20 protein-coding genes and 3 pseudogenes are annotated in these 22,910 nt (G+C 40.0%); 7 read left to right on the top strand and 16 right to left on the bottom strand.

Features of this window, described 5'->3' with window-relative positions; translation table 11 throughout:
• Nucleotides 1-34 precede the first annotated feature (34 nt).
• Nucleotides 35-939, bottom strand: a pseudogene (locus MUO14_RS15940) (TRAP transporter substrate-binding protein).
• Nucleotides 940-1,642: 703 nt separating this feature from the next.
• On the opposite strand from MUO14_RS15940, the gene MUO14_RS15935 reads away from it, so the two are divergent.
• Nucleotides 1,643-2,452 carry a CAP domain-containing protein gene (locus MUO14_RS15935; protein WP_244751596.1) on the top strand — a complete coding sequence of 270 codons (810 nt, stop codon included), beginning with the start codon at nucleotides 1,643-1,645 and terminating at the stop codon, nucleotides 2,450-2,452.
• An 87-nt stretch (nucleotides 2,453-2,539) separates the two neighbouring features.
• On the opposite strand, the gene MUO14_RS15930 is transcribed toward MUO14_RS15935, so the two are convergent.
• Nucleotides 2,540-3,058, bottom strand: coding sequence for a hypothetical protein (locus MUO14_RS15930; RefSeq protein WP_244751595.1), 519 nt, complete (start codon nucleotides 3,056-3,058; stop codon nucleotides 2,540-2,542).
• Between the two features lie 246 nt (nucleotides 3,059-3,304).
• Nucleotides 3,305-4,826, bottom strand: a pseudogene (locus MUO14_RS15925) (BCCT family transporter).
• A gap of 459 nt (nucleotides 4,827-5,285) precedes the next feature.
• On the opposite strand from MUO14_RS15925, the gene MUO14_RS15920 reads away from it, so the two are divergent.
• From MUO14_RS15920 to MUO14_RS15900, 5 genes and pseudogenes are all read left to right on the top strand, one after another.
• A complete protein-coding gene (locus tag MUO14_RS15920; protein WP_244751594.1) occupies nucleotides 5,286-6,353 on the top strand; it encodes an amidohydrolase family protein in 1,068 nt (355 codons plus the stop codon).
• Between the two features lie 14 nt (nucleotides 6,354-6,367).
• Nucleotides 6,368-6,724 carry a Rieske (2Fe-2S) protein gene (locus MUO14_RS15915; protein WP_244751593.1) on the top strand — a complete coding sequence of 119 codons (357 nt, stop codon included), beginning with the start codon at nucleotides 6,368-6,370 and terminating at the stop codon, nucleotides 6,722-6,724.
• A 13-nt stretch (nucleotides 6,725-6,737) separates the two neighbouring features.
• Nucleotides 6,738-7,730, top strand: a complete 993-nt coding sequence (locus MUO14_RS15910; protein ID WP_244751592.1) for an NAD(P)/FAD-dependent oxidoreductase — start codon at nucleotides 6,738-6,740, stop codon at nucleotides 7,728-7,730.
• A 35-nt stretch (nucleotides 7,731-7,765) separates the two neighbouring features.
• A pseudogene (gene betB, locus MUO14_RS15905) lies at nucleotides 7,766-9,237 on the top strand (betaine-aldehyde dehydrogenase).
• A 139-nt stretch (nucleotides 9,238-9,376) separates the two neighbouring features.
• Complete coding sequence (locus MUO14_RS15900; protein WP_244751591.1) at nucleotides 9,377-10,168, top strand: sulfite exporter TauE/SafE family protein; 792 nt, start codon at nucleotides 9,377-9,379, stop codon at nucleotides 10,166-10,168.
• Between the two features lie 79 nt (nucleotides 10,169-10,247).
• On the opposite strand, the gene MUO14_RS15895 is transcribed toward MUO14_RS15900, so the two are convergent.
• The 12 genes from MUO14_RS15895 to MUO14_RS15850 form a co-directional block, all read right to left on the bottom strand.
• On the bottom strand, nucleotides 10,248-10,397 hold the full coding sequence (locus MUO14_RS15895) for a hypothetical protein (RefSeq protein WP_244751590.1): 150 nt from the start codon (nucleotides 10,395-10,397) through the stop codon (nucleotides 10,248-10,250).
• A gap of 110 nt (nucleotides 10,398-10,507) precedes the next feature.
• The gene (locus MUO14_RS24375) at nucleotides 10,508-10,633 is read right to left on the bottom strand and encodes a hypothetical protein (protein WP_255822126.1); all 126 of its coding nucleotides are present in this window, start codon (nucleotides 10,631-10,633) and stop codon (nucleotides 10,508-10,510) included.
• 214 nt (nucleotides 10,634-10,847) lie between these two features.
• Nucleotides 10,848-12,458, bottom strand: coding sequence for a long-chain-fatty-acid--CoA ligase (locus MUO14_RS15890; RefSeq protein WP_244751589.1), 1,611 nt, complete (start codon nucleotides 12,456-12,458; stop codon nucleotides 10,848-10,850).
• A 693-nt stretch (nucleotides 12,459-13,151) separates the two neighbouring features.
• A complete protein-coding gene (locus tag MUO14_RS24370) occupies nucleotides 13,152-13,283 on the bottom strand; it encodes a hypothetical protein (protein ID WP_255822125.1) in 132 nt (43 codons plus the stop codon).
• A complete protein-coding gene (locus MUO14_RS15885; RefSeq protein ID WP_244751588.1) occupies nucleotides 13,273-13,515 on the bottom strand; it encodes a hypothetical protein in 243 nt (80 codons plus the stop codon). Before MUO14_RS15885 ends, MUO14_RS24370 begins: the two co-directional genes overlap by 11 nt.
• A 207-nt stretch (nucleotides 13,516-13,722) precedes the next feature.
• Complete coding sequence (locus MUO14_RS15880; RefSeq protein ID WP_244751587.1) at nucleotides 13,723-14,574, bottom strand: VOC family protein; 852 nt, start codon at nucleotides 14,572-14,574, stop codon at nucleotides 13,723-13,725.
• Between the two features lie 297 nt (nucleotides 14,575-14,871).
• Nucleotides 14,872-16,326 (bottom strand): SLC13 family permease, encoded by a 1,455-nt coding sequence (locus tag MUO14_RS15875; RefSeq protein ID WP_244751586.1) that lies wholly within the window; start codon nucleotides 16,324-16,326, stop codon nucleotides 14,872-14,874.
• Nucleotides 16,289-17,458 carry a glycerate kinase family protein gene (locus tag MUO14_RS15870; protein WP_318035975.1) on the bottom strand — a complete coding sequence of 390 codons (1,170 nt, stop codon included), beginning with the start codon at nucleotides 17,456-17,458 and terminating at the stop codon, nucleotides 16,289-16,291. Before MUO14_RS15870 ends, MUO14_RS15875 begins: the two co-directional genes overlap by 38 nt.
• 574 nt (nucleotides 17,459-18,032) lie before the next feature.
• Nucleotides 18,033-18,323 carry a hypothetical protein gene (locus MUO14_RS15865; RefSeq protein ID WP_244751585.1) on the bottom strand — a complete coding sequence of 97 codons (291 nt, stop codon included), beginning with the start codon at nucleotides 18,321-18,323 and terminating at the stop codon, nucleotides 18,033-18,035.
• Between the two features lie 702 nt (nucleotides 18,324-19,025).
• A complete protein-coding gene (locus MUO14_RS15860; RefSeq protein ID WP_244751584.1) occupies nucleotides 19,026-19,655 on the bottom strand; it encodes a hypothetical protein in 630 nt (209 codons plus the stop codon).
• A 45-nt stretch (nucleotides 19,656-19,700) separates the two neighbouring features.
• Nucleotides 19,701-20,429: a gamma-glutamyl-gamma-aminobutyrate hydrolase family protein gene (locus tag MUO14_RS15855; protein WP_244751583.1), complete on the bottom strand. Its 729-nt coding sequence runs from the start codon at nucleotides 20,427-20,429 to the stop codon at nucleotides 19,701-19,703.
• 253 nt (nucleotides 20,430-20,682) lie between these two features.
• Nucleotides 20,683-20,967 (bottom strand): DUF1292 domain-containing protein, encoded by a 285-nt coding sequence (locus MUO14_RS15850; RefSeq protein ID WP_244751582.1) that lies wholly within the window; start codon nucleotides 20,965-20,967, stop codon nucleotides 20,683-20,685.
• A gap of 594 nt (nucleotides 20,968-21,561) precedes the next feature.
• Here MUO14_RS15850 and MUO14_RS15845 point away from each other — a divergent pair.
• Complete coding sequence (locus tag MUO14_RS15845) at nucleotides 21,562-22,452, top strand: fructose bisphosphate aldolase (protein WP_244751581.1); 891 nt, start codon at nucleotides 21,562-21,564, stop codon at nucleotides 22,450-22,452.
• A gap of 41 nt (nucleotides 22,453-22,493) precedes the next feature.
• Here MUO14_RS15845 and blaI read toward each other — a convergent pair whose 3' ends face one another.
• Entirely contained in the window at nucleotides 22,494-22,898 is a 405-nt protein-coding gene (blaI, locus tag MUO14_RS15840) for a penicillinase repressor BlaI (protein WP_244751580.1), read from the bottom strand.
• Between the last annotated feature and the right edge of the window lie 12 nt (nucleotides 22,899-22,910).

Raw genomic sequence — 22,910 nt, 5'->3', positions numbered from 1 at the left:
AATCTGAACATGGATCTTTTATAATTTGGAAGCGCTATTGAACCTTATTTAATACTTTATTTAGTAGATCCTCTCCAACTACCGGTTTATATTTTTCATAAACTGGCTGGACTGCCTCAATCATTTCCTGTCTTTGCTCTTCAGTTAATTCTGTAATCGTCATTCCTTTTTCTCTTAAGAAATCATAAGCTTCTTCACTTTCTTTCTGATTAAGTTCTCGTTGATAATCCCGAGCTTGAATAGCAGCCTCTGCCATAATCTCTCTTTGTTTTTCAGTCAGGGATTCCCAAAATGGCTTGCTGACCATAAATACACTCGCATTATATACATGGTTCGTTTTAGTTAAGTATTGTTGAACCTCATAGAAGTTAGCGGTTACAACATTTCCAACTGGATTCTCCTGTCCATCTACAGTTCCTTGCTCCAGAGCCAGATACAGTTCTGTGTAACTAATAGGTGTAGGATTTGCACCTAACTCTGACCATATATCCATATGAAGCTCATTTTGAAGCGTCCTTATATCTAAACCTTCAATATCTTTTACACTGTCAATTTCCTCCACATTATTAGTAAGTTGTCTAAATCCATTCTCCATGTAGGATAAGCCTATTAAATTTTGTTTGGGTAAATCTTTTAACAACTCATCCCCAACAGGCCCATCAAGAACATCGTAAGCGCTTTCTTTATCAGGAAATAAAAAAGGCAAATCAAATATTTGAAAGCGTGGTGCAAATTGGGCTATTGGGCCTGTTGAAATTGTAGTTCCTTGGATCGTATTAAGTTGGAGACCTTCCAATACTTCTCTGTCCCCCCTAAAACCCCATTCGCATAGACTTCAACATTGATTTTCCCACTCGTTTTTTCTTCAACAATTTCTTGAAATTTATATAATCCTTGCGTTAAAGATCGATCTTCGGAAGTGACTACAGCTAGTCTCATAGTTTTAACATCTTCACCTGAGGCTCCCAAAGCACCTATGGAACACGCAGAACAAATTACTGCCATGGCCGCCAACAATAGACCAAGCGTTACTCTTTTCATGAAATCCCCTCCCTATATTCGTTAGATCGATCTACCTTTTAGATCGATCTAACTACACGTAATTGTTTCTTATTGTACATGAACCTTTTCCAACATTCAACGATAAATTTCTGAAAGTTATGTAAACGAATGTTCATTCAGAATTAACCATAACCAGCTTTAAATTTCCTTCGAACAATTGATGGAATATCCTCCAAAGTGGATCATCTCCTTTTATATTATCTGTTAAAGAGAAAACAACGCTATTTATATATGACCCTAAAAATTCTCACGTCATAAATAGTCATATTTGTAACATAGACGTAACATTAGTAAAGAAGCAATGTGAATTAAACACCTGTCAAGACTTATGCATTGTTAATATTTTTCTCCGAGTTTATTTATCTTCCAATCCATCAATACACTAACTGTATAGGAATAAAAAGGTAAACGGCTTATCACCAATGGTTAACTGATACTTTCTCGCTTAGACTGATGCGCCTGAAGCTTTTCAACAATAATCTAGCAGGAAAACCCATATTTATCCTCTTATATTACAAAAATAGAATGGTAGTATGAAGGAGTCGAAAAAGACAAAACATTACAAGGAGGAATTAGAAAAATGAAGGGTATGTCATTTATACTGTCTGGAGCCGTAGCCGCATCGCTGTTATTTGCTCCAACTAATACTGAGGCATCAACAGCAGATCAGAAGGACGTTAATATAGATTGCGTGACTGGTTGGCACGTAGAAAATGGAGAGGTACAAAAAGGAAATGTTCAATCCATTTTAAAACAAATTGGAATGCAACAACCAGCTCAGGGTGAGCAATCTTCAGATCAAGAAGCACCTCAAAAGGCTGAAGCACAGCCAGAAAAATCAAATGAATCTGCTAAAGCTGACCAACAGCCGGAAAAGTCAGATGCACCGGCAAAAGCTGAGCAACAGCCAACTGAATCTGTAGAACAGCCAGCACAAGCTGAGGCACCACCGAAAACGGAACAACCAGCACAAGCTCAGGAAAACAAGCAACAATCAGCTGAAAACTCTAGTGTATCAGCTTTTGCCAAAAAGGTAGTAGAGTTAACAAATGCTGAACGTGCTCAAGAAGGATTAGCACCACTAGAATTGGACGTTGAATTAAGCAAAGTAGCAAAAGACAAGTCACTTGATATGCAGCAAAATGATTACTTCTCACACACAAGCCCGACTTACGGATCTCCGTTTGATATGATGAAACAATACGGAATCGACTATAAGACTGCTGGCGAAAATATCGCTATGGGACAAACTACTCCCGAGCAAGTTGTCCAGGGGTGGATGAACAGTCAAGGACACCGTGAAAATATCATGAATCCTTCTTTCACTCACATTGGCGTAGGATATGCTGAACAAGGAAACTATTGGACTCAAATGTTCATTGGTAAATAATTCAATTGCGGCTACGCTACCAAACCCACCGAGTACTTCACTTCTCGGTGGGTTTATTTTATTTATGAGTTTAGTTTGGGAGAGAAACTAGCTTTCTTTCATAGTCCGATTCTTTAATTGTGTCAACGTATCGCTCAGCTCATTGCGAATGATATTTACTACTTCTACATTTGGAGGGCTTTCATGCGACAAATAGATTAACTCATATGAAATATACCTATGTCCTTCTAATAATTTATGAATGAGCTTATAATCAGCAGGATTCATGCTTCTAATATCCACTGCAGCATCGATATTTTTCACCTTTTCTGATATAGAAATTCCGACCTCTTTCGTACTTTTCTCTTCAAACCCTGTTTCAATTACCATTTGAATCATAGAATCTACTAACTCAAACTGATCAATGAATTGCTGGGCAATAATTCTAAAATAGTCATCTTTATCTCTTTTTCTGAGTTTCTCCTGTCCACTAATCATCTTTTTATTAGCAGTTAATGTAATCATTCCCGCTATAAATGCACCTAAAAATGCACCTACCAACGTTCCACCGCTTGTGACCCAAGCATCAGGTGAAATACAACTCCAAAAGCCTTCACAGCTATTCAAAAAAATTCTCCTCCTTTATTAAAGTGTGATTCCTTCTTCTTACACACATAAATATGATGATAAAAGCTAATTTAGGCATGGCAACATTGCTGGAACAAGTTAGGATGAATTTATGATACATATGTAACTAAGGAAAAGGACGCCCCCTTAAACGGGAGCGTCCTGCCTGTTTGAATTATTTTTTTTATGGTGAATGGAGTAGTGTAAAACCTCTTTAACGGTTAAAAGATCATCCTCTTGAATCTTTTACGCTTCCTTTCGCAAAGTTGGCTTTTTTCTTTTCTCACGCTTTGGTTTCATTTCTTTTCTTGCAACTTTATAGAAGGAGAGTCCCATTAATAGAATGACAACAGAGAAAGGCAACGCTGCGACGATCAGAACATTTTGCAGCCCTTGGGTTCCCCAAAGTACACAATAATAGCCGCCATGGCCGATTGTGATACACCCCAAACCATTTTAACAGAATTAGATGGATTCAAAGACCCCGAGGTACTCAACATTCCCAAAACAAAGGTTGCTGAATCAGCTGATGTTATGAAAAATATCGCTATGACCAGAATGGTTATAAATGACATGAGCTCACCGATTGGATAATTCTGAAGCATTCCAAAGGTTGCTGTTGCTAAAGGAAATTCAGAAATGGCCGCAATACCGTTCTGCTCGAGATAAAGCCCAGAGACACCAAACACGGCAAAAAAGACAAAGCATAATAGCGATGGAACAATCAATACGCCAAGCATGAATTCTTTCACTGTACGCCCTTTGGAGATTCTTGCAATAAAGATTCCCACAAAAGGTGCCCAGGAAACCCACCATGCCCAATAAAAGATGGTCCAGTTATTAATCCACGTTCGACCTTCTTGATTTAACGGGGCTAGGTGAAAGCTCATCTCAAAGAAGTTAGTAATATATCCGCCTAGCGTGCTCGTAAACATATTTAATATGTATAACGTCGGCCCTACTATTAAAAGGAGAAGCAATAAGATAAAGGCTAGACCCATATTAATGTTACTTAAATACTTGATTCCTTTGCCTATACCTGTCCAGGCTGAACCAATAAATAGAACGGTAGAAAGGACAAGTATTAACAATTGAACACCAAAGTTAACGGGGATATTGAATAAAAATGATAGTCCGCCATTAATCTGAGCTGATCCAAAACCTAGCGTGGAAGCCACACCTACTACTGTAGCAAAAACAGCCAGGGTATCAATTACTTTTCCTGGTGCACCACGCATGCTTTTTTCCCCAAACAAAGGCTCAAGTGTTGCACTTACTAATCCCGGCGCCCCCTATGAAACTTGAAGTACGCCAGCACTAGAGCCACAATTCCATAAACGGCCCATGCATGGACACCCCAGTGAAAAAAGGAGTACTGAAGTGCTTCTTTTATGGCTTGATCAGATCCAGCTTCTGCCCCAGGGGTGTTTTTGAATGCATGGGAAATCGGTTCAGCAGTCGTCCAAAAAACTAATCCTATCCCCATCCCAGCACTGAAGAGCATGGCAAACCAGGAAAGCAAACTAAAGGCTGGCTGATCGTCTTCTTTTCCTAATTTAATATTGCCAAACCGAGAAAAAATCAAATAAATACAAAAGGCAAGCATTAACATGATAATCAACAAATAATACCAGCCGAATGTTGTGGAAATATATGAAGTTACCTTTGCCGTTACAGACTCTAGTTGATCTGGTGCAATGACACCCCAGATAACCACCGCCGTACAAATGGCGAGGGCATTCCAAAATACTATTGTTACATTCTTCACCGAATCACCTCTCATATATCGTGTTTTTTGTCGAATGTTTAATATACTAGCACACATTAATAGACGTGCCAAACGGACCAAGTGTTCTTTAATCTCACTTTTCACACTTTTGCCAACCGGGTAAGTAATAGGAACTTTCGCTTGATCATTGATTATGATCAAGCGAAAGTTATGCTCAATCGGAGGTCTTTCTGCTAATTATACCTATGCTTCGACAGTTGTTCTACTTTTGGACTAGTCGCCACAACATCCTTTGCAGGAAATACAGGGTAATCCAGGTTACAGACACGGTATTGGGATCTTGATAAAAATGAAAATGCATTACTGAGCGTTACTGACGTTCACTGAGCGTTACTGAGCTCACTGAGTGTTACTCACAGCCTTTTTTGGGGTTTGGGCTTAAATAAAGATATTGCTATAGTGCTAGATACGATAAAAAAACAAACGGGAGGTTTTAGTGTGAACAACAACAATCCATCATCTAAAAAGAGAATTATTGACGTTGATATCCACGAAAGTGTAACTTACAAAGATTTATTCAAGTATTTAGAAAATCCATATAGAAGATATATCGAGGATGCGAATTGGATACAGGAAAAACATATGCCCTATACACAGCCGTCTGTAGCAGGGGTTAACCGCGCTGATGCTGTCGTACCAGATGGCAGACCGGCCGGATCCGATCTACCTTTCATGCAGGAACAACTGCTTGATGACATTGGTCATGAATACGGCATTCTAACCGGGGCTCTTGATCCATCACCTTCATCCATGCACGGATGGTATGAGATGGCAACGGCACTAGCTTCAGCCTACAATGACTGGCAAATAGAGAACTGGTTGGAAAAAGACGAGCGGCTTTACGGTTCTGTCCATATTAATGCGGAGGACCGTGATGGAGCTATTCGTGAAATAGAAAGGGTTGGATCACATCCAAAGATGGTTCAAATCCTATTGCCTATCGATGATAAGATGTGGGGCGATCCTTACTATCACCCTATCTATGAGGCTGCCCAAAAACACGATTTGATGATCGGCATGCACCATAATGAGCCTCCCGTTTACTTTGGTAAATGGCCAAGATACTTTATAGAGTGGCACAGCCTCCTGCCTACTTCACACATGATGCAGGTGACGAACATGATTTTTAACGGTGTATTTGAGAAGTTCCCAAATCTTAAACTAATGATGATTGAAGGCGGATTTACCTTTGTTCCTCACTTGATGTGGAAACTCGATCAACAGTACAACGACCTTCGCCATGAAGTGCCCTGGATCAAGAGAAAACCTAGCGAAATTATGAAAGAACACGTTCGTTTTTGCACCCAACCATCAGAAGAATTAAATAAAAAGGATTTCCTATCCGTTATTGATCAGATGGGATCAGATGAAATGATTTGCTTTGCCACGGACTACCCCCATTGGGATTTTGATTCGCCGCATCGTTCACTACCGAGCCTGGATCCCGATCTCAAGAAAAAGATATTTTCTGAGAATGCAAGAGCATTCTATCCAAAATTAAAGTAGCAGGAGGAACAAAAATGAAGCAACAAACGGTTTGTCACGTAAATGATATGCAGCCAGGAGAATTGCGAGAAACTGAACTTGGTCGCATTTCTGTCGTCGTTTGTAAGACTCCAGATGGGGAATTTTACGCATTTACAAATAAATGTATCCACCAGGGAGGGCCCTTGTCCAAAGGAAAACTTTGCGGCGCTCCGCAATCGGATAACCCAGGAGAATACACCTTTTGTCAAGATGGAGAAATTCTCCGCTGCCCTTGGCATGGACGTGAGTTTAATGTCAAAGACGACGGCCGAATGCTAGCCAATCCAAAACACAAACTACCAAGCTTTCCAGTCAAAATAGAAGATGATTATGTCATCGTTTATAAATAAATGAGGTGATTTTGTGCAACAAGAACAACACATCCATGACACGATTATTATCGGAGGAGGCCCAGCCGGCTTGTTTTCGGCTTTCTATGGCGGGATGCGTGGCATGGATATTCACTTAATTGAAAGTCTGCCGGAACTGGGTGGTCAGCTCACAGCATTGTATCCGGAAAAATATATTTATGACGTTGCCGGATTCCCCAAAGTAAAAGCCAAGACACTCGTTCAACAACTTGAGGAACAAGCACTAGCTTTTGACCCGCACGTATCCTTGGATACATCTGTGTCACATGTGGAAAAGTTGGACGAACAATTATTCCAGGTAACAACAACGAGTGGTGTTTATTTTTCCAAGACAGTGATCATTACTGGCGGAGTCGGAGCGTTTCAACCACAGCGACTGCCTATTGACAATGCTGTAGATTACGAAGGTTCCCACCTGTATTACAGTGTTAGTGATATCGAAGCCTTTCGGAATAAAAAGGTCTTGATTTCGGGTGGAGGAGATTCTGCTGTTGACTGGGCATTAACCCTGGAATCTGTGGCCGAAGAAGTTACATTGGTTCATCGCCGTGACAAGTTCCGTGCCCACGAACAAAGTGTAGAACAATTACAAGCTTCCTCTATTAACTTGCTTACTCCTTATGTTATTCATTCTCTCTCAGGCAAGGATGGGGAGTTGAAACAAGTAACAATTTCGGACAAGAAAAATACAGAAGAAAAAACGTTGGATATTGATTCACTTATTGTCAGTCACGGGTTTAAGTCAAACCTCGGACCGATTCAGGATTGGGGAATAGAACTGCAAAAGAAATCTATCGTAGTGAATCCTAAAATGGAAACAAATATAAAAGGGATTTATGCCGCCGGGGATATCACCACCCACGAAGGGAAGGTAAACCTTATTGCCTCAGGATTCGGAGAGGGTCCGATAGCTATTAATTATGCCAAATCCTATATCGATCCTAAATCTCGTGTCCAACCCATGCATAGTACCAGCCTTTTTTAAGAGAACGGAGATCTATTATAGTAGGAGGATGTCTCATGAATAGACAAAAGATGTTTATAAACGGGGAATGGATCCAACCACAGTCGGAACAAACCCGTGATATTATTAACCCTTTTAACCAAGAAGTTATCACTAAAGCAACTGAAGGTGATCAAAGCATCGTCCGAGAAGCGATCCAGGCCGCCCGAGTTGCTTTTGACAACGGAGATTGGCGACACACTCCTGCCTCGGAGCGTGGAAAGCTACTATCGAAAGTCGCTTTTCTAATTGAACGCGATAAAGAGGAACTAGCAGAACTAGAGACACTGGATACTGGAAAAACAATAGTAGAAAGTCGTGCAGATATGGATGATATCGCTGAAGTCTTTCGTTATTATGCAGGTCTTGCTGACAAGGATGGCGGAGAAATCATTGACTCCCCTATCACTGATTCTGCGAGCAAGGTTGTTCGTGAACCCGTAGGCGTATGCGCCCAAATCACCCCATGGAATTATCCGTTGTTGCAAGCTTCCTGGAAGATTGCCCCTGCCCTGGCAGCTGGTAATACCGTAGTAATCAAGCCTAGTGAAATCACTCCACTTACTACTGTAAAAGTAACCGAGTTAATAGAAGAAGCCGGGGTACCAAATGGTGTGTTTAATCTAGTGTTAGGCGCTGGAGAAACGGTTGGACAGGAATTAGCCGATAACGATCAGGTAGATCTTATCTCCTTTACGGGCGGTATTCACACTGGTAAAAAAATCATGAAATCTGCGGCCGACACCATGAAAAACATCGCCTTAGAGCTGGGTGGCAAAAATCCGAATATTGTTTTTGCCGATGCTGATATGGAAACAGCACTGGATCAAGCACTTAATGCCGCTTATTTCCATGCAGGTCAAGTATGCTCCGCTGGGGCTCGACTGATTTTGGAAGATAAAATCCATGATCAATTCGTCTCCCAGTTGGTTGAACGTGTGAACAACATCAAGCTCGGCAATGGATTTGACGAGACAACACAATCTGGCCCATGATTTCAGCCGAACATCGCGGCAAAGTGGAAGGCTATGTAGAGCTAGGGAAGCAGGAAGGTGCTACATTACGTGCTGGCGGAAAACGCCCTGATTCGTCTGAATTACAAAACGGTTTCTTTTATGAGCCGACTCTATTCACAGACTGTACAACAGATATGAGAATTGTCCAGGAAGAGGTATTCGGCCCCGTGTTAACGGTCGAGCGTTTTACTACGAAAGAAGAAGCGATCAAGTTAGCCAATGATTCCATCTATGGTTTAGCTGGCGGTATATGGACGGAAGATACGCTTAAAGCTAATCAAGTGGCTGCTGAACTTCGGATGGGCACTGTATGGATTAACGACTTCCACCCTTACTTCGCTCAAGCACCCTGGGGCGGCTACAAACAATCAGGAATCGGTCGTGAATTAGGTAAATCGGGACTTGAGGAGTATACAGAAGTAAAACACATTTTCCAAAACACAAAACCAGAGCCGATTAACTGGTTTAACTAATCCCTATTTTAAGACTGCTGCAGAAAGGCATACAGAATACCTCTGTTCTTGCGGCAGTCTTTTTTATTTGCAACTTACTTCTATAACTTATCAAGTCATTCATCTTTGTACTATAAATTAGGAAGTTGAGGAGAAAAAATTGATTATCCTAGCACTGATTTTTTTAGGATTCGTAGCAAGTACGTATGGAACCATCATAGGTGCGGGCGGCGGGTTCTTGTTTGTACCAGTATTAGTAACATTCTATAATATCTCACCAGAATCTGCTGCTGCCACAGGTCTGGCCATTGTATTTATAAATGCAGTAGCCGGTTTGCCTATATTTTTCAAACAACGAAGAGTTTTACTTCGAACAGGACTACTGCTGGCAGTTGGAGCTTTTCCGGGAACGTTTATCGGCGGGGAATTGGTAAAGTATAGTCCAGATGCAGTATTTTATAGTTTATTCGCCGTTCTCCTTATAGGGCTAGGCTTATTCCTGAGTTTGAAAAAGCCTTCCCAAGTAAATAATCAACCAACAAACTCAGAAGAAAACCGATCGTTACCACAAGATAAGCAAAACAGTGATCATATTTTAAACTTATGGAAGCTACTTGGAATCGGAAGTGGTCTTGGTATTGTTTCTTCTTTTTTCGGAATTGGAGGCGGATGGCTCTTGGTACCAATCTTAACTTATGGGTTAGGTTTTTCTATAAAAACTGCCACGGCTACCTCTATCTTTTCACTTGCTTTGTATTCACTAGTAGGTCTACTTCCTTCCATTGCGACTGGAGCAGTGCATTGGTCTATCGTTGCCTGGAGCGGTATAGGGGTACTTGCAGGTGCCCAGACCGGAGCTATACTGTCGAAAAAGGTGAAAGGCGTCACCATTACTCGATTGCTTTCTGCTTTGGTCATTATCATGGGGGTTAATATGATTTTTCAAATCTAAAAAACTGAGAGTGAGCCTATTTAAAACTCTAGACCATCCCGGATTAAAAGGAGCCCCTTCACGGGACTCCTTCTTAAGGTCATGAGGAAAAAAGTGCAGCTCGATTTTGTTCGAACATTTGCAGAACTTGGGCGTCCGTTACCCCGCGCTTCTTTATATCAAGAACGATACGCTGGAAAATATGATCAGGCTTCCAATTTTGAAGAAGATGTTGGACAGCTTCTGGCATAACTGGGTCTCTCTCCCCCACCAAACATTTACCGTGTCATGGGGAAAGGAAGATTCGTTTGTCATAACCTTGTCCCAGAAGCCCCATCAATACTGTCATTCTCGCTTCGTTCATGGTGCGCCTACACTGCCTTGTAAACCAAATCGATCCAATGCAATGTAGACACCTTGATTTAACGTCAGGAGATGTTGATTGATGTCCGTGGCTCCACACATATTCCCAATTACGATTTTCAATGGATCAGCGCCTTCTTCAATCAAAAAGAATCTTGTTCTGGTCCCATGGTTCCTTCCTGAGTATGGGTTAGAAGGGGACAATACCTGTTCCTTTTTTCGCTCTTACTGCCGTTCGGAAAAACATTTTTTCATATTCAGTAATTTTCCCTTTGCTAGAAGCCAACTTAATGATACCGGGCTTGATGTCTGTTCCTTCATCAACTAAATGCATCTCTTAAGCTTTTTTAGTTACTTCCTCCCTGATTGATCTTCTTAAAATTTTACCGACATTTGTTTTTGGCAGTTCATTTCGAAATTCGAGTTCTCGCGGCACCTTATAGGCAGCCATGTTTTGACGACAGTACGCAATAAGTTCTTCCTCAGTTGCTGACTTTCCTTCTTTTAACACGATGACAGCACGAACTGTTTCCCCTCGATATACATCTGGTACACCAACAACCACAGCCTCTTGGACAGCTTCGTGCTCATAGATTACCTCTTCAACATCTCGTGGATAGATGTTAAAACCACCCGCAATGATCAGATCTTTTTTTCGATCAATGATGTACAAATAACCTTCATCATCGACTCGAGCAATGTCCCCTGTGTAGAGCCAGCCGTCGCGAAGTGTATTTTCAGTTTCTTCAGGCATATTCCAGTAGCCTTTCATAACCTGAGGACCTCGGATTATGACTTCACCCTTTTCTCCTACTGGCACTTCTTCGATCCCACTTTCGACATCAACAATCTTATATTCCGTTGACGGAACACCAATGCCAACACTTCCCGGCTTTCGCTCAGCAAACAAAGGATTGCAATGTGTGACAGGAGAACTCTCCGATAACCCATAGCCTTCAAAGACCCTGGCTCCCGTTTTTGCTTCAAAGTTACGCATCAACTCCTGTGGCATCGGAGCACTCCCACTGTTGCAAACTCGTATGCTATCAATTCCATACTCCTTTGCTCGTGGATGGTTCGTTATCGCGACATACATCGTCGGCACTCCCGGGAAAAAGGTTGGCTGCTCCTTTTTGATCGTTTCAAGGACTTCCTCCAATTCGAAGCGGGGAAGCATAATATTCTTTGAGCCTGTGTATATCGAAAGGTTCATGCAAGAGGTCATACCAAATACATGGAAAAGAGGGATTACCGTTAAATAACGCTCTTTTCCCATATCAACTTCATCTTTGAAATATTCATTCGTCTGGACAACATTTGCCACAACATTCCGATGTGTGAGCATCGCTCCTTTTGATCGTCCAGTTGTACCCCCGGTATATTGCAATACTGCAAGATCTTCACTTGGATCGATCGACACGGATGACGGAGGTCCTGGAGACCTTTTCAAAAAGTCTGTGAACTCGGTTTCACCTTTTGTTTGTTCATATTCTCCATTAAACTGTACAACAACCACATTATTGACTGAAGTAGTACTTTTTACCTTCTCAAGTACAGGTAAAAGCGGAGCATAAATAACGATCGTTTCCGCCCCAGAGTCTGATAAAATATGTTCAAGCTCACGATCGACAAGCATCGGATTCACTTGAGTAACGACAGCCCCTGCCTTCAACACACCATAATAACTGACCACATAATGTGGACAGTTTGGCAGCATAATCGCTACACGATCGCCTTTCATGACCCCTTCGTTTTGTAAGGAGGAAGCAAAAGCAGCTGCCTGCAGGGTTAACTCTTCATAACTGGTCTCATTTCCATAAAAGGATAAGGCCGGGTTCTTTGGAAACTGCTTGGCCGACTGCTCCAGAATGTCGATAAGTGGCACATTAGGAATTTCTACTTCTGTCTGAATATTTTCCGGATAGTGACTCTTCCATACTTGTTCCATCTAAATCTCCTCCTTGAAATAAAATGTTAGTTCTTTACTGCCAACTGGAAACGTCTCCTTCTATAATAAATACGAAGCTTGTCTTGAGGTTAGAAGTAACACTGCCTTAGTAACACAACTCACCTAGTGAAAATGCCTATTAGGTTAAGTTTGTCTCAACTAGCTATCAGCACTGTCACATCCAATAAATTTTAAGAGGGAATTTCTAAATTTGAGTAACCGTTTAAAGAAAGTTCACTTATCCCAATCGTTATTGACAACGCTTACATTTTTAAATGAAGTTTACCGCCCTTCTATCCCTTAATGGTGACTACTGAATAGCATTCTTTTCCATCCAATCTACTCTTTCCGCGTTATGTACTGACCAGTTGGTATTTTTACTCAAAAAACTATTTTACTTAGGTCATCCTAACTAGTTTTAACTATATATCAACTATTTAGAAAATTCAATCATTAGCCTATTAATTTATCAGGGCGAAATAATTTGCAATATACTTAACGCCTCTGGAAAGCTAAAAATAAAAAGACGCTACCGATAAGATTTTAACTTGAACGGAAACGCCTTATGAAACTACATAAATGTTATATTTGTTTAATGGTGTTTAGTTTCCATATCTTTCTTTAGTAACTAACGCATTCTGCTAAAAGGCCCAAATAAAGCTAAGTACATAATGCAATCAACTAACTTTTTAATTATGAAAGAATCATATCAACCCACTTTTTTGCCTCTATCAATTCTTCTTTTCTACGGTCACCTGTACGTTGAATAGCAAAATACAATACAATTCCAGTGATTAAAGCTGGAGTTGCACCATTATACAGCAAGTACGATCGCCATTACACCCGCCACACCCATTTCCGCTTCCATTTCATATGAGATTCCTATAATAACACCGGTCATAATGGCAATCATGCTTAATCCGGCTGTAAATAATACCATCCCCTGAATTAATTCAGGAGTTTCCAACTTATAATGAAGAAAGGGAAGCCTTAATTTATACGACACGACAGGCCAAAAAGGCTGCTCTTCCCTTGTTTTTCTTTTAATAATAGACAAAATTATTATTCAACTTTGAATTCTAACTCACCTAAGTGAGTAAAAGATGCTTTAATTCGATCACCTTTACCAATCTCGATAGCGGAAGATAAAGCTCCTGAAAGAATGACTTCCCAGGCTTTCAACGTGACGTTATAGCTACTAAGCTTGTTAGCCAGACACAAGCAGCTGGATTTCCAACGCTTAAATTTCAGAAGCCCCCCTTTATTAAACTGATAACTTAATGGAATTTTCGGAGGGGTCTTTCGTAATAAAAGTACCATCCTCTTTTAGAACTTCATATCCTAAACCCTGTACTTGTTCGACTGCTCTTCCTCTAGCCTTTTCACTTGGAAATACAAGGGAAAACGAAGTCAAACCAACACTTTTCTTTGACGGCGCGGGAGCACCAACCCCGGCCCATGTATTTAACCCTATATGATGATGGTAATTGCCAGTAGACATGAAGAGAGCCTGCTGACCGAGTCGACTTATTACATCAAAGCCTAACTTGTTATAAAATTCTTCTGTTTTTTGTAATTCTGATACATGTAAATGAATGTGCCCCATCACTGTTCCAACTGGAAGGCCTCCCCAACTCTCGCCCTCAAGCTCGCCAAGAATATCTTGGGCATCTAAGGGATCTACTATCATGACTACTTCATTGTTTTGCCAATTCCATGTGGAGGATGGTCGATCTGAATAAACCTCAATTCCATTTCCATCGGGATCGTTCAAATAAAGGGCTTCACTGACTAGATGGTCTGATGCTCCTAATTGTTGGTTGTGATTAGCAAAGTGTTTTAGCACCTTCGCCAACTCCAAACGATTAGGCAATAAAATCGCAAAATGATATAGACCTGATGTATTTGCTTCTATTGGTTTCACATCCTCAGGTTGTTCAATGATTAACAAAGACGTTTTTCCATCTGCCGACAGTACTGCCCGTCTTTCTGATTGTTCCAAGATTTGAAAACCGATGGTATCTTTATAAAATTGAACAGATCGTTCTAATTGTTGAACTTTCAATTCAACATGACCTACAAATGTATTTGGTTCTTCAAAAAATTGCTGTTCCATGAGCTTTTACCTCCCTTGGTGATGAAAATTAACCTTGTTTCGTGGAAATCTTTTTATCTAATGCAAAAATATTTTTGTCTGACAGAGCGAGGAAAACGGAAATCACTAATAGGTACGCGTTGAAGTTATCTCCAGCTTTTTCGGGTAGGTCAGGGACATTACTATCCCCTCCCCCCCCCGTCTACATCACAAATAAATCAAGAATCACTTCGCATTTCAAATTGTTATTCAATCATCATCGTCTTCCCAATCATTAATATCTCTCAGCCGCTTGTCTTTGACAAAGACATGTACAATTTATATGTTCATCCCAGTCCACTGCCAATAAGTAAAATAGAATAGTAGCATAACTAGTATATATAGCGGCATTAGAATTGCACTAATTTTAAATAGCTTTCTGGGATCAAATGAAAGTTCACCTTCTTCATAAAAAATGAGCAATGCTTTCGAACTAACAGGAAATGTAACACAATAATTCATTCCAATTAAACTTAAGAATACAACAGTTGAAGAATCAAGCCCTATTGATTCACTAAATAGGATTAAGCTTGGAACAAAAATAATGGCACGTGTTGTATGAGAGTGAATGTATAAATGACTTGTAACTGCAACCAACAAGATCATACATACAATAATCCATTCTGGGGCGCTTATGAACAAGTGAAGTACATTTAACATTTCTCCTTCAATCCACCCCACTACCCCCGTATCAACTAAAACTTTTCCGAGAGCTGTAGCTGCAGCGACAAATAGAACCAATGGCCAAGAGACTGCTTTCATTCCTTGTTTCCAACTGATCACTCCATATTTCGGAATCATAAAAAGCAATCCGCCCACCATGGTGATGAACCCTATATCGTAACCATGAATCCCATGGGACATCCATGCAAGCATCATCAGGGAAATTAAGATGAACGTCCTTTTTTCACCTACATTCATCGGTTGTTTTCTTGAGCTTGTAACTTCCGTTGGTATGCTTTTGACTTCTTTGACTGTATTTCTTGGCCACAGTATCCATTTCGTTATAAAGTATGTCATCAGAGTTATCATAATGGTAAAAGGCAGTCCCCATATCAACCACTGAATATAAGAAATAGATTGATCGGTAGCACTTTCAAGTAAACTTATTCCAATTAAATGCGACCCTGCACCTATTAATGTTGCTGATGTGCTCATTAATATGATTACAGGTGCGACCAATGCCAAAACACCTCGCTCTTCGCTAGAATGAAGTCTTTCGCTTAATTGTTTAATAATCGGCATCGATAAGGCTGCCCTTCCCGAAGTAGATGGGATAAAAAATGCAGATACGAATAAAGCGTTCGTTAGTAGAAAAAGCATGTTGCTTTTTTGGTCAGATTTATTCAATAAGTAACGGCTGAATCGTTCTGCCAACCCTGATTGTCTAACTGCTTCCCCCATGACAAAAGCACCGATCATTAACCACACTACCTCTTGAGCCAAAGATTGATATAATAATTCAGCATCCGCTGCCCCCAGTAAGACAATAACTACAATGACTGTCACTGCCACAAATCCAGCGGGTATTTTAGTTGTAATCCAAAACATCATTGCTGATAAGAAGGCTACTAAAGAAACTTTGGCCTGATAGTCTAGATCGTCAATAACCATAACAAACAGGAAAAATAGAATGTGTACACTTATCATTAGGGACGACTTTCTAGAAAATATATCTATCAATTTATGGATCCATTTATTGTTTCTGGTATAGCCGACCAATCCTTCTCTCATCGGAAGCCTCTTCTCTTTTCGCAACTTGTAAGCCGATGGCAATTTTTCTTAATACAGCTTCGGTGCTTTCTTCAATCCAATATGGGGCTTTCTCCAGTGCCTCTTTTAATGATATGGGCCTTTGGGTGATGCTTGAATAAGCATCAATACCTGCACGGTAATTCAAGTTTGCTCCATCACCAATTGCCCCCGCAATAATGATGACAGGCACGTCATATTTTAGAGCAATTCTGGCGACCTCCGCGGGAATTTTCCCGTTTGGGGTTTGGGAATCCAAGCTCCCTTCCGCAGTAATAACAACATCTGAAGATGCGATGGCTTGTTCAATGTTAATAAAATTCCTAATAATATCAAACCTAGAATGTAAGGTTGCCCCTGCAAAGGCGAGTAAACCTGCACCTAATCCGCCCGAGGCACCACTTCCTGGTAGGGATCTAACGTCTATCCCCACTGCCCCTTGAATTAACAAAGCATAATGCTCTAAAGCAGATGACAATTGTTCGACTTGTTCCGAGGTAGCTCCTTTTTGAGGACCAAATACACGAGCAACACCTTTTTCTCCGCATAAAACATTCTTCCAATTACATGCTACATCAACCGGAATATGGCTTAAACGCTTATCAAGATTGCTCGTATCAATATAATCAATCTCTAACAGATCCTCTCCTCCTTTAACGGTCAACATTTGACGGTCCTTATCAAGAAATTGAATCCCTAATGCTTGTGCCATTCCTGCACCCCCGTCAGATATCCCAGAATCACCGCAGCCAATAAGAATTTTATCAACTTCTAAGTCGAGCGCACAGGAAATCAGCTCTCCTACACCGTAGGAAGTGGTCTTTAGCGGATTCCTTTGATCAAGGGGGACTAATTTTAATCCAGCAACAGCTGCCATTTCAATCACAGCTGTCCGTTCACCCTTCTCATCAAAAACCCCAAAATAACTTATGGTTTTATTTCCCACAGGCCCTGTCACTTCTTTGTGAATCAAATCTCCACCTTTAATGTCAAGGATGGCATTTACAAATCCTTCCCCACCATCAATCATGGGTAAAACCTCTACATCAATGGACTCATCAAAGCGTCGTGCCCCTTTCCCATTGCTGTAGCCACTTCTCTCGCATCTAAACATTCTTTAAACCCCGACGGTACCATAACGACTCTCATCTTAATCCTCTCCTTGGAATAATTTTCTTGACTTGAATATACCAACTAAAAATTAGAAGAACGTTAGAAGCAAATGAGAAGTTAATGAGAAGCAGTAGTCTTTTGGAAGATCGGCTTGTAGGTACATATTGAAGTAAACAGCTTGCAAAGGTTTGTGAGCCATTAAATAAGCAATAACAAACAGCACTGTCCCAAAAGTCTATTTTAAGACTTTTGGGACAGCCCCGTTTTTCGGTTATATAACAATAAACTTTTCGGGTAGTAACTTATTACGACAATTAGCTCTGAAATAAATATGCCTTTTACCACTGAAATTCTCAGCTTGATATTACAGAATTTTGTTTTTTTGCAAGGTCTATTCTAATTGAACACCTTGAATAAAAAGGAAGAGAAGGACGAAATCTATTTAACCATTTAACCATTAGAGTATAGGGATTACTAATTGAAACGATTCCTCAAAATGATCTACAATAATAAATGTAGTTCAATGAAAAAAGGATGGTTTTTCGTTCAAGAACCATCCTTTTTCATTCAAATCATTAATTATTACCATTCTGTTCTTCTTCTAACTCGTTTTCCCCTTGATCTTGTTGTTCAGAAGGCTCTTCGGTCATATCTGGCTCTTGTTCATCATTTGCATCTTGCTGTTCAGAAGGCTCCTCGGTTGGATCTGGCTCTTGTTCATCATTGTTTCCACCTTGATAGTTTTGTTCAGTAGGTTCTTCAGTTGGGTTAGGCTTCTCTTCATCATTAGCATTGCCACAACCGACTAATAATCCAGTGGAAAGGATTGCTATAAACGAACCTAACATTAATTTCTTTAAATTCATCTTACTCACCTCACTTGAAATTTTATTCTTCCTTTATTATTTCCAATATCTTCTTTACCTATTCTGCACAATAAAAATTCTTAAAGAGTTGGTGTTTTTCATAAGTTAGACGAATTGATTATACTGAATTCAAGTCCTTAATTTCTATAAGCAACTTTTTGAAGCGTGTTTATTAATAAGGGAACCGGAAGTATTAGGTGAATCAACAGAGACGACATTAGTTCCCGATACCACAGAACAGATAGAGGAAAAGAGAGAGATAACCCATAACAGATTTATTCTCTAACAGGAGGGAAACATGGCTATCATTTTCAGTTGTTTCAATTCCCATATAACAGGAGTTACATCCCTTTCGGAAACTGGTGTAAAGTTCCATAAGAATGGTTATGACCACGTCACACCTTAAAGATCGAATAAGAAAAGGACGTCCCGTACGTGAAGGCGTTCTCAACCAAGAATTAAGATGATATAGCATGTTGGTATGGCTCGTTTCTTGCGTTTTATGTACAGAGAAAACTTTTTAAGAGAACCATTTTGGTTAGAAAGAGTCCTCTTCACTCTATGAGGTCATAATTGTTTAACACTGCTTTTATTGGAAACCGCCATTGTTCCTTCCAAAATAGAAATGTTTTTGATAAAAGTACATTTGCATCTGCGGGTCGCCCCTTCAGACCCAGCCATCCTGAACCGTGTGTCTGCTTTTTATTGAATTAACTGTTCAATATCGTTCTTTCCATAATAACCAGCTATTCCTGGTTTTGAATCGAGATAATCGATAATTTCCTTATTTTCCAGCCCTAATGTCGATTTTAAACCGTGAATAATCATACCTAGATACTCTTTCGACGGTTGATTAAATGGGACGTCTAAATCCCAATCAGCTGTAAAAGTTAGGACGGGATACCCACCCTCATCACCTAAGTATAAAATCGTTCCATACCATGAATCTTTTATTGTCTTATACCCCTGATCCATAATTTCATGTAAGTCGATATCCAATGCAGCACCGTTATTTTCTTGTTTAATGACATCCATAAATTGCTCTACGGTTATTAAATACTTTCTACTATAAGTAAGGTGCTTATTATCCCGTTTTAACCCTATAAATCCTACACCTTGTTGTTGCCAACGGTCAGATTCCATTGCAAAATATAAAGGATAATGCATAATATAGGTTGCTTCTTCAATAGGAAGGGTTGGGTCTTCACAGCCTATTTCCACTTTTTCAGAGCCCTCAGGTTTACCTCCTTTTATGTAACATAAAAATCGGTCTCTATTTAAATTAGAACCATAACTTGCATACCACACATAGGTAACCTTTTCTAATTCCATCATCATCACATCCTCAAAAACTTAAGTATTTCCGTTAGCAATAAACTACTTATTTGTACACTCAGTTACAAACTCTTTAAATAGTTGCACCATACTTGGATCTTCACTAGCCATTTCTTCAGGATGCCATTGAATTCCCCACAACAGTGAGGTTCCGTTAACTCCCTCGACGGCTTCAATTATACCATCTGGAGCGAAAGCTACTGGTTTAAGATTAGGGGCAAGTTGGTCAATGGCCTGGTGATGCATACTGTTAACTCGAATATTTGAACGATTGAAAATTTGATATAACCGACTCTGATTATCAATCTGAATTTCATGCGTAGGTTCAGGTCTCGCCGCCTGTTGATAATGATTGATTGCATTAGAATTATTCGTTTCAATGTCTTGTAGAACCGTTCCTCCTAAGGCAGCATTTAACATGGTAATGCCTCTGCAAAGAGCCAAGATCGGTTTGGTCTGTTTCTGTGCATTCTTCACTAGTTCAATTTCTAACTTATCACGCTTTCCATTGGTTTTTTGTATCTTTGGATAGGGTTCTGCTTGGTAAGAATTCGGATCAACATCTTCCCCACTGCTTAAAATAATTCCACTACAGATGGAACACCACACTTCTGCCATCCCTTCTTCTGTACCTGTTGGAATGACAGCAGGGATCCCCCCTGCTTGGATCACCGAGCGAATATACCTCTCGTGTAGGTTAATGCTCGGAATGTTATTGTGGTTAACCGTCGAACTGGTAATCCCGATTACAGGTCTAGTTAATTGTTTCATTTGCTCATCTCCTTCCTTCGTTTATACGTACTAAGATCTCCATTCCTACTATCGACTTTTAAGCATAAAAAAATGTCACCCAACCTTAGTAAGGCTGCTTTTTATTTTGGTAAAACCATATGGAAAATATACTTAGGTTTTTAATAAGGAAGGAATTAGTATGAAAAACATAATTTCAGGAGAGGAGTTAGTACTTATATCATGAGATTATTATTGAAAAAAGCTTACGGCTAAGAAACCGTAAGCATCATTCTTAAATGGATTCCTCTTTTGTTAGAGTGTTCAGCTTTTCATCGACCAATTCCCATTCTTCATCGGATTCGATATGGTATATGGCAAGATCATCCTCATCATTCGCTTTTTCCTCATAACGGAAAGTGAATACTTCTACGTCCTCGCCTTCTTTTTGTTCGGCAGGGACTACTGAAACATAAGATGCTTCCGTTTGACCTACATCAAATGCGAACAATACTTCAAATGAGTGTTCTTCTCCGTTCTCGTCAGGGATAATAATTCGTTCTTCCTTTTCTAATGTCATCCTGTTTCCTCCTTTTTAGTCGGTAATATCATGGTTCGAAGCAGTTTTTTGGCTGTCGTATAGTTACGCCATATTTGAGAGCATGAGCAGTCCAACCCCAGGCATAAGAAATAGCTATGCTTATCGTTTTCTCCTCGACATCCAAACCTATTTTTTCATTAATCGTCCTTTTTATCCATGCCGGAACACAGTAAAAAAAAGTGTTAAAAGTAATTTAGATTAAGTAGGACAACGTATATTCACTTTAAAACCGCAAAAAATAAGCCTGCTATCTGATTTAATTTTTATGGACTTTCAATACCATAATTGGAAATAATTTAAATAAAGATAAATCCATACATCCTCATTTCATCCAATTCTTCTACAATTGAAATGCGGTATTCTGCATTATTTAACAATTCATTAATAGATTTTTTCCTTTTTCTAATTTAAATAAAAGCATAAATAAAGCGGAGATTTCCCGTTTAAATGGAGAGGATCTGCCATTAAGTCATATGCTCACCCCTTTTTGATCCATTTGTGTTAAATACGAAGAAATTAGGGAAAGAGTATAAATGGACTTTATTTTGAATACTAGAAAAGGGGCGTAAAATGATGAACAACAAACAATTCGATAAAATCAAAAACGGAAAAGGATTTATCGCTGCACTCGACCAAAGTGGTGGAAGTACGCCGAAAGCATTGGCAGCGTATGGTGTGCCGGAAGATTCTTATTCTGGTGAGGATGAAATGTTTGATTTGGTCCACCAAATGCGGACAAGAATCATCACGTCTCCTGCATTTGATTGTGACCATATCCTTGGCGCCATCCTATTCGAGCAGACGATGGACCGCGAAATCGAAGGCAAATATACAGCGGATTACCTTGCTGATAAAGGGGTTGTCCCTTTCCTCAAAGTGGATAAAGGACTAGCCAAAAAAGAACACGGTGTACAGCTCATGAAACCGATTAATGATTTGGATGAGACACTACGACGTGCTAACGAACGAAACATTTTCGGTACCAAAATGCGTTCTGTCATCCATGAACCAAATCCAAGCGCGATTAAGGCTGTTGTGGATCAGCAATTCGAAGTAGGAAAACGCATCGTCGCTTCTGACCTCATACCGATTATTGAGCCGGAAGTCAATATTCACAGTGAAGATAAAGAAAAATCTGAGGAAATCCTGCGTGATGAAATTATTAAACACTTAAATACCTTATCAGAAGACGAAAACGTAATGCTGAAGCTCACGATTCCAACGAAAGCCAATGCCTATAAAGAATTAATCGAGCACCCGCGCGTTGTTCGGGTCGTTGCTCTTTCAGGCGGCTATTCTCGTGAGGAAGCAAATGAGAAGTTAAAAGAAAATGATGAGCTCATAGCGAGCTTCTCCCGGGCGCTGTCTGCTGACTTAAATGCCAATCAATCTGAAGAAGATTTTAACACCGCATTGAAGAATGCTGTCGATTCAATTTACGATGCTTCTGTGAATAAAAAATAGTGTAAAAAGAGTGCTAGTACGGCGATGTACTAGCACTCTTTTCATTTTTCATCATCATTTGATTCCCTTTTTTTAGGCTTTTCATCCAAAATCGAACGTAATTCTTTAATATCCTCTTCTGACAAAGAGTCCTCCTCGATGAACTGAACCAGCATCGACTTTAACGTTCCGCCATAAATTCGCTGAATAAATGACTGTGCCTCAGCGTGCTGACACTCATCTTGTGAATAGAGCGGAAAAAAAGTATAAACCCTCCGATCTTTATTGACACCGATCACATTTTTACGAGACAGACGATCCAAAAGAGTTCGTACGGTTTTCGGCTTCCAATCCGTCTGCTCCTGCAAGGAGGATATAACTTCATTGGCCGTTTGTGGAACCTTTTTCCACAGCACATGCATAACTTCCCATTCTGATTCGGAAATATTCGGGATTTTCTTTGTCATCCTTATCCTCCC

It is taken from the genome of Halobacillus shinanisalinarum (assembly GCF_022919835.1).
Classification (GTDB): Bacteria; Bacillota; Bacilli; order Bacillales; family Halobacillaceae; genus Halobacillus_A; species Halobacillus_A shinanisalinarum.
This window is presented reverse-complemented; position numbering and strand designations above follow the sequence as displayed.

Excerpts from the sequence above, each read along its gene's own strand:
- MUO14_RS15935 (WP_244751596.1), top strand. The coding sequence starts at position 1,643 with ATGAAGGGTATGTCATTTATACTGTCTGGAGCCGTAGCCGCATCGCTG.
- MUO14_RS15915 (WP_244751593.1), top strand. The coding sequence starts at position 6,368 with ATGAAGCAACAAACGGTTTGTCACGTAAATGATATGCAGCCAGGAGAA.
- MUO14_RS15895 (WP_244751590.1), bottom strand. The coding sequence starts at position 10,397 with ATGCCAGAAGCTGTCCAACATCTTCTTCAAAATTGGAAGCCTGATCAT.
- MUO14_RS15890 (WP_244751589.1), bottom strand. The coding sequence starts at position 12,458 with ATGGAACAAGTATGGAAGAGTCACTATCCGGAAAATATTCAGACAGAA.
- MUO14_RS15880 (WP_244751587.1), bottom strand. The coding sequence starts at position 14,574 with ATGGAACAGCAATTTTTTGAAGAACCAAATACATTTGTAGGTCATGTT.
- MUO14_RS15875 (WP_244751586.1), bottom strand. The coding sequence starts at position 16,326 with ATGAGAGAAGGATTGGTCGGCTATACCAGAAACAATAAATGGATCCAT.
- MUO14_RS15870 (WP_318035975.1), bottom strand. The coding sequence starts at position 17,458 with ATGTTTAGATGCGAGAGAAGTGGCTACAGCAATGGGAAAGGGGCACGA.
- MUO14_RS15865 (WP_244751585.1), bottom strand. The coding sequence starts at position 18,323 with ATGAATTTAAAGAAATTAATGTTAGGTTCGTTTATAGCAATCCTTTCC.
- MUO14_RS15860 (WP_244751584.1), bottom strand. The coding sequence starts at position 19,655 with ATGGAATTAGAAAAGGTTACCTATGTGTGGTATGCAAGTTATGGTTCT.
- MUO14_RS15855 (WP_244751583.1), bottom strand. The coding sequence starts at position 20,429 with ATGAAACAATTAACTAGACCTGTAATCGGGATTACCAGTTCGACGGTT.
- MUO14_RS15850 (WP_244751582.1), bottom strand. The coding sequence starts at position 20,967 with ATGACATTAGAAAAGGAAGAACGAATTATTATCCCTGACGAGAACGGA.
- MUO14_RS15845 (WP_244751581.1), top strand. The coding sequence starts at position 21,562 with ATGAACAACAAACAATTCGATAAAATCAAAAACGGAAAAGGATTTATC.
- blaI (WP_244751580.1), bottom strand. The coding sequence starts at position 22,898 with ATGACAAAGAAAATCCCGAATATTTCCGAATCAGAATGGGAAGTTATG.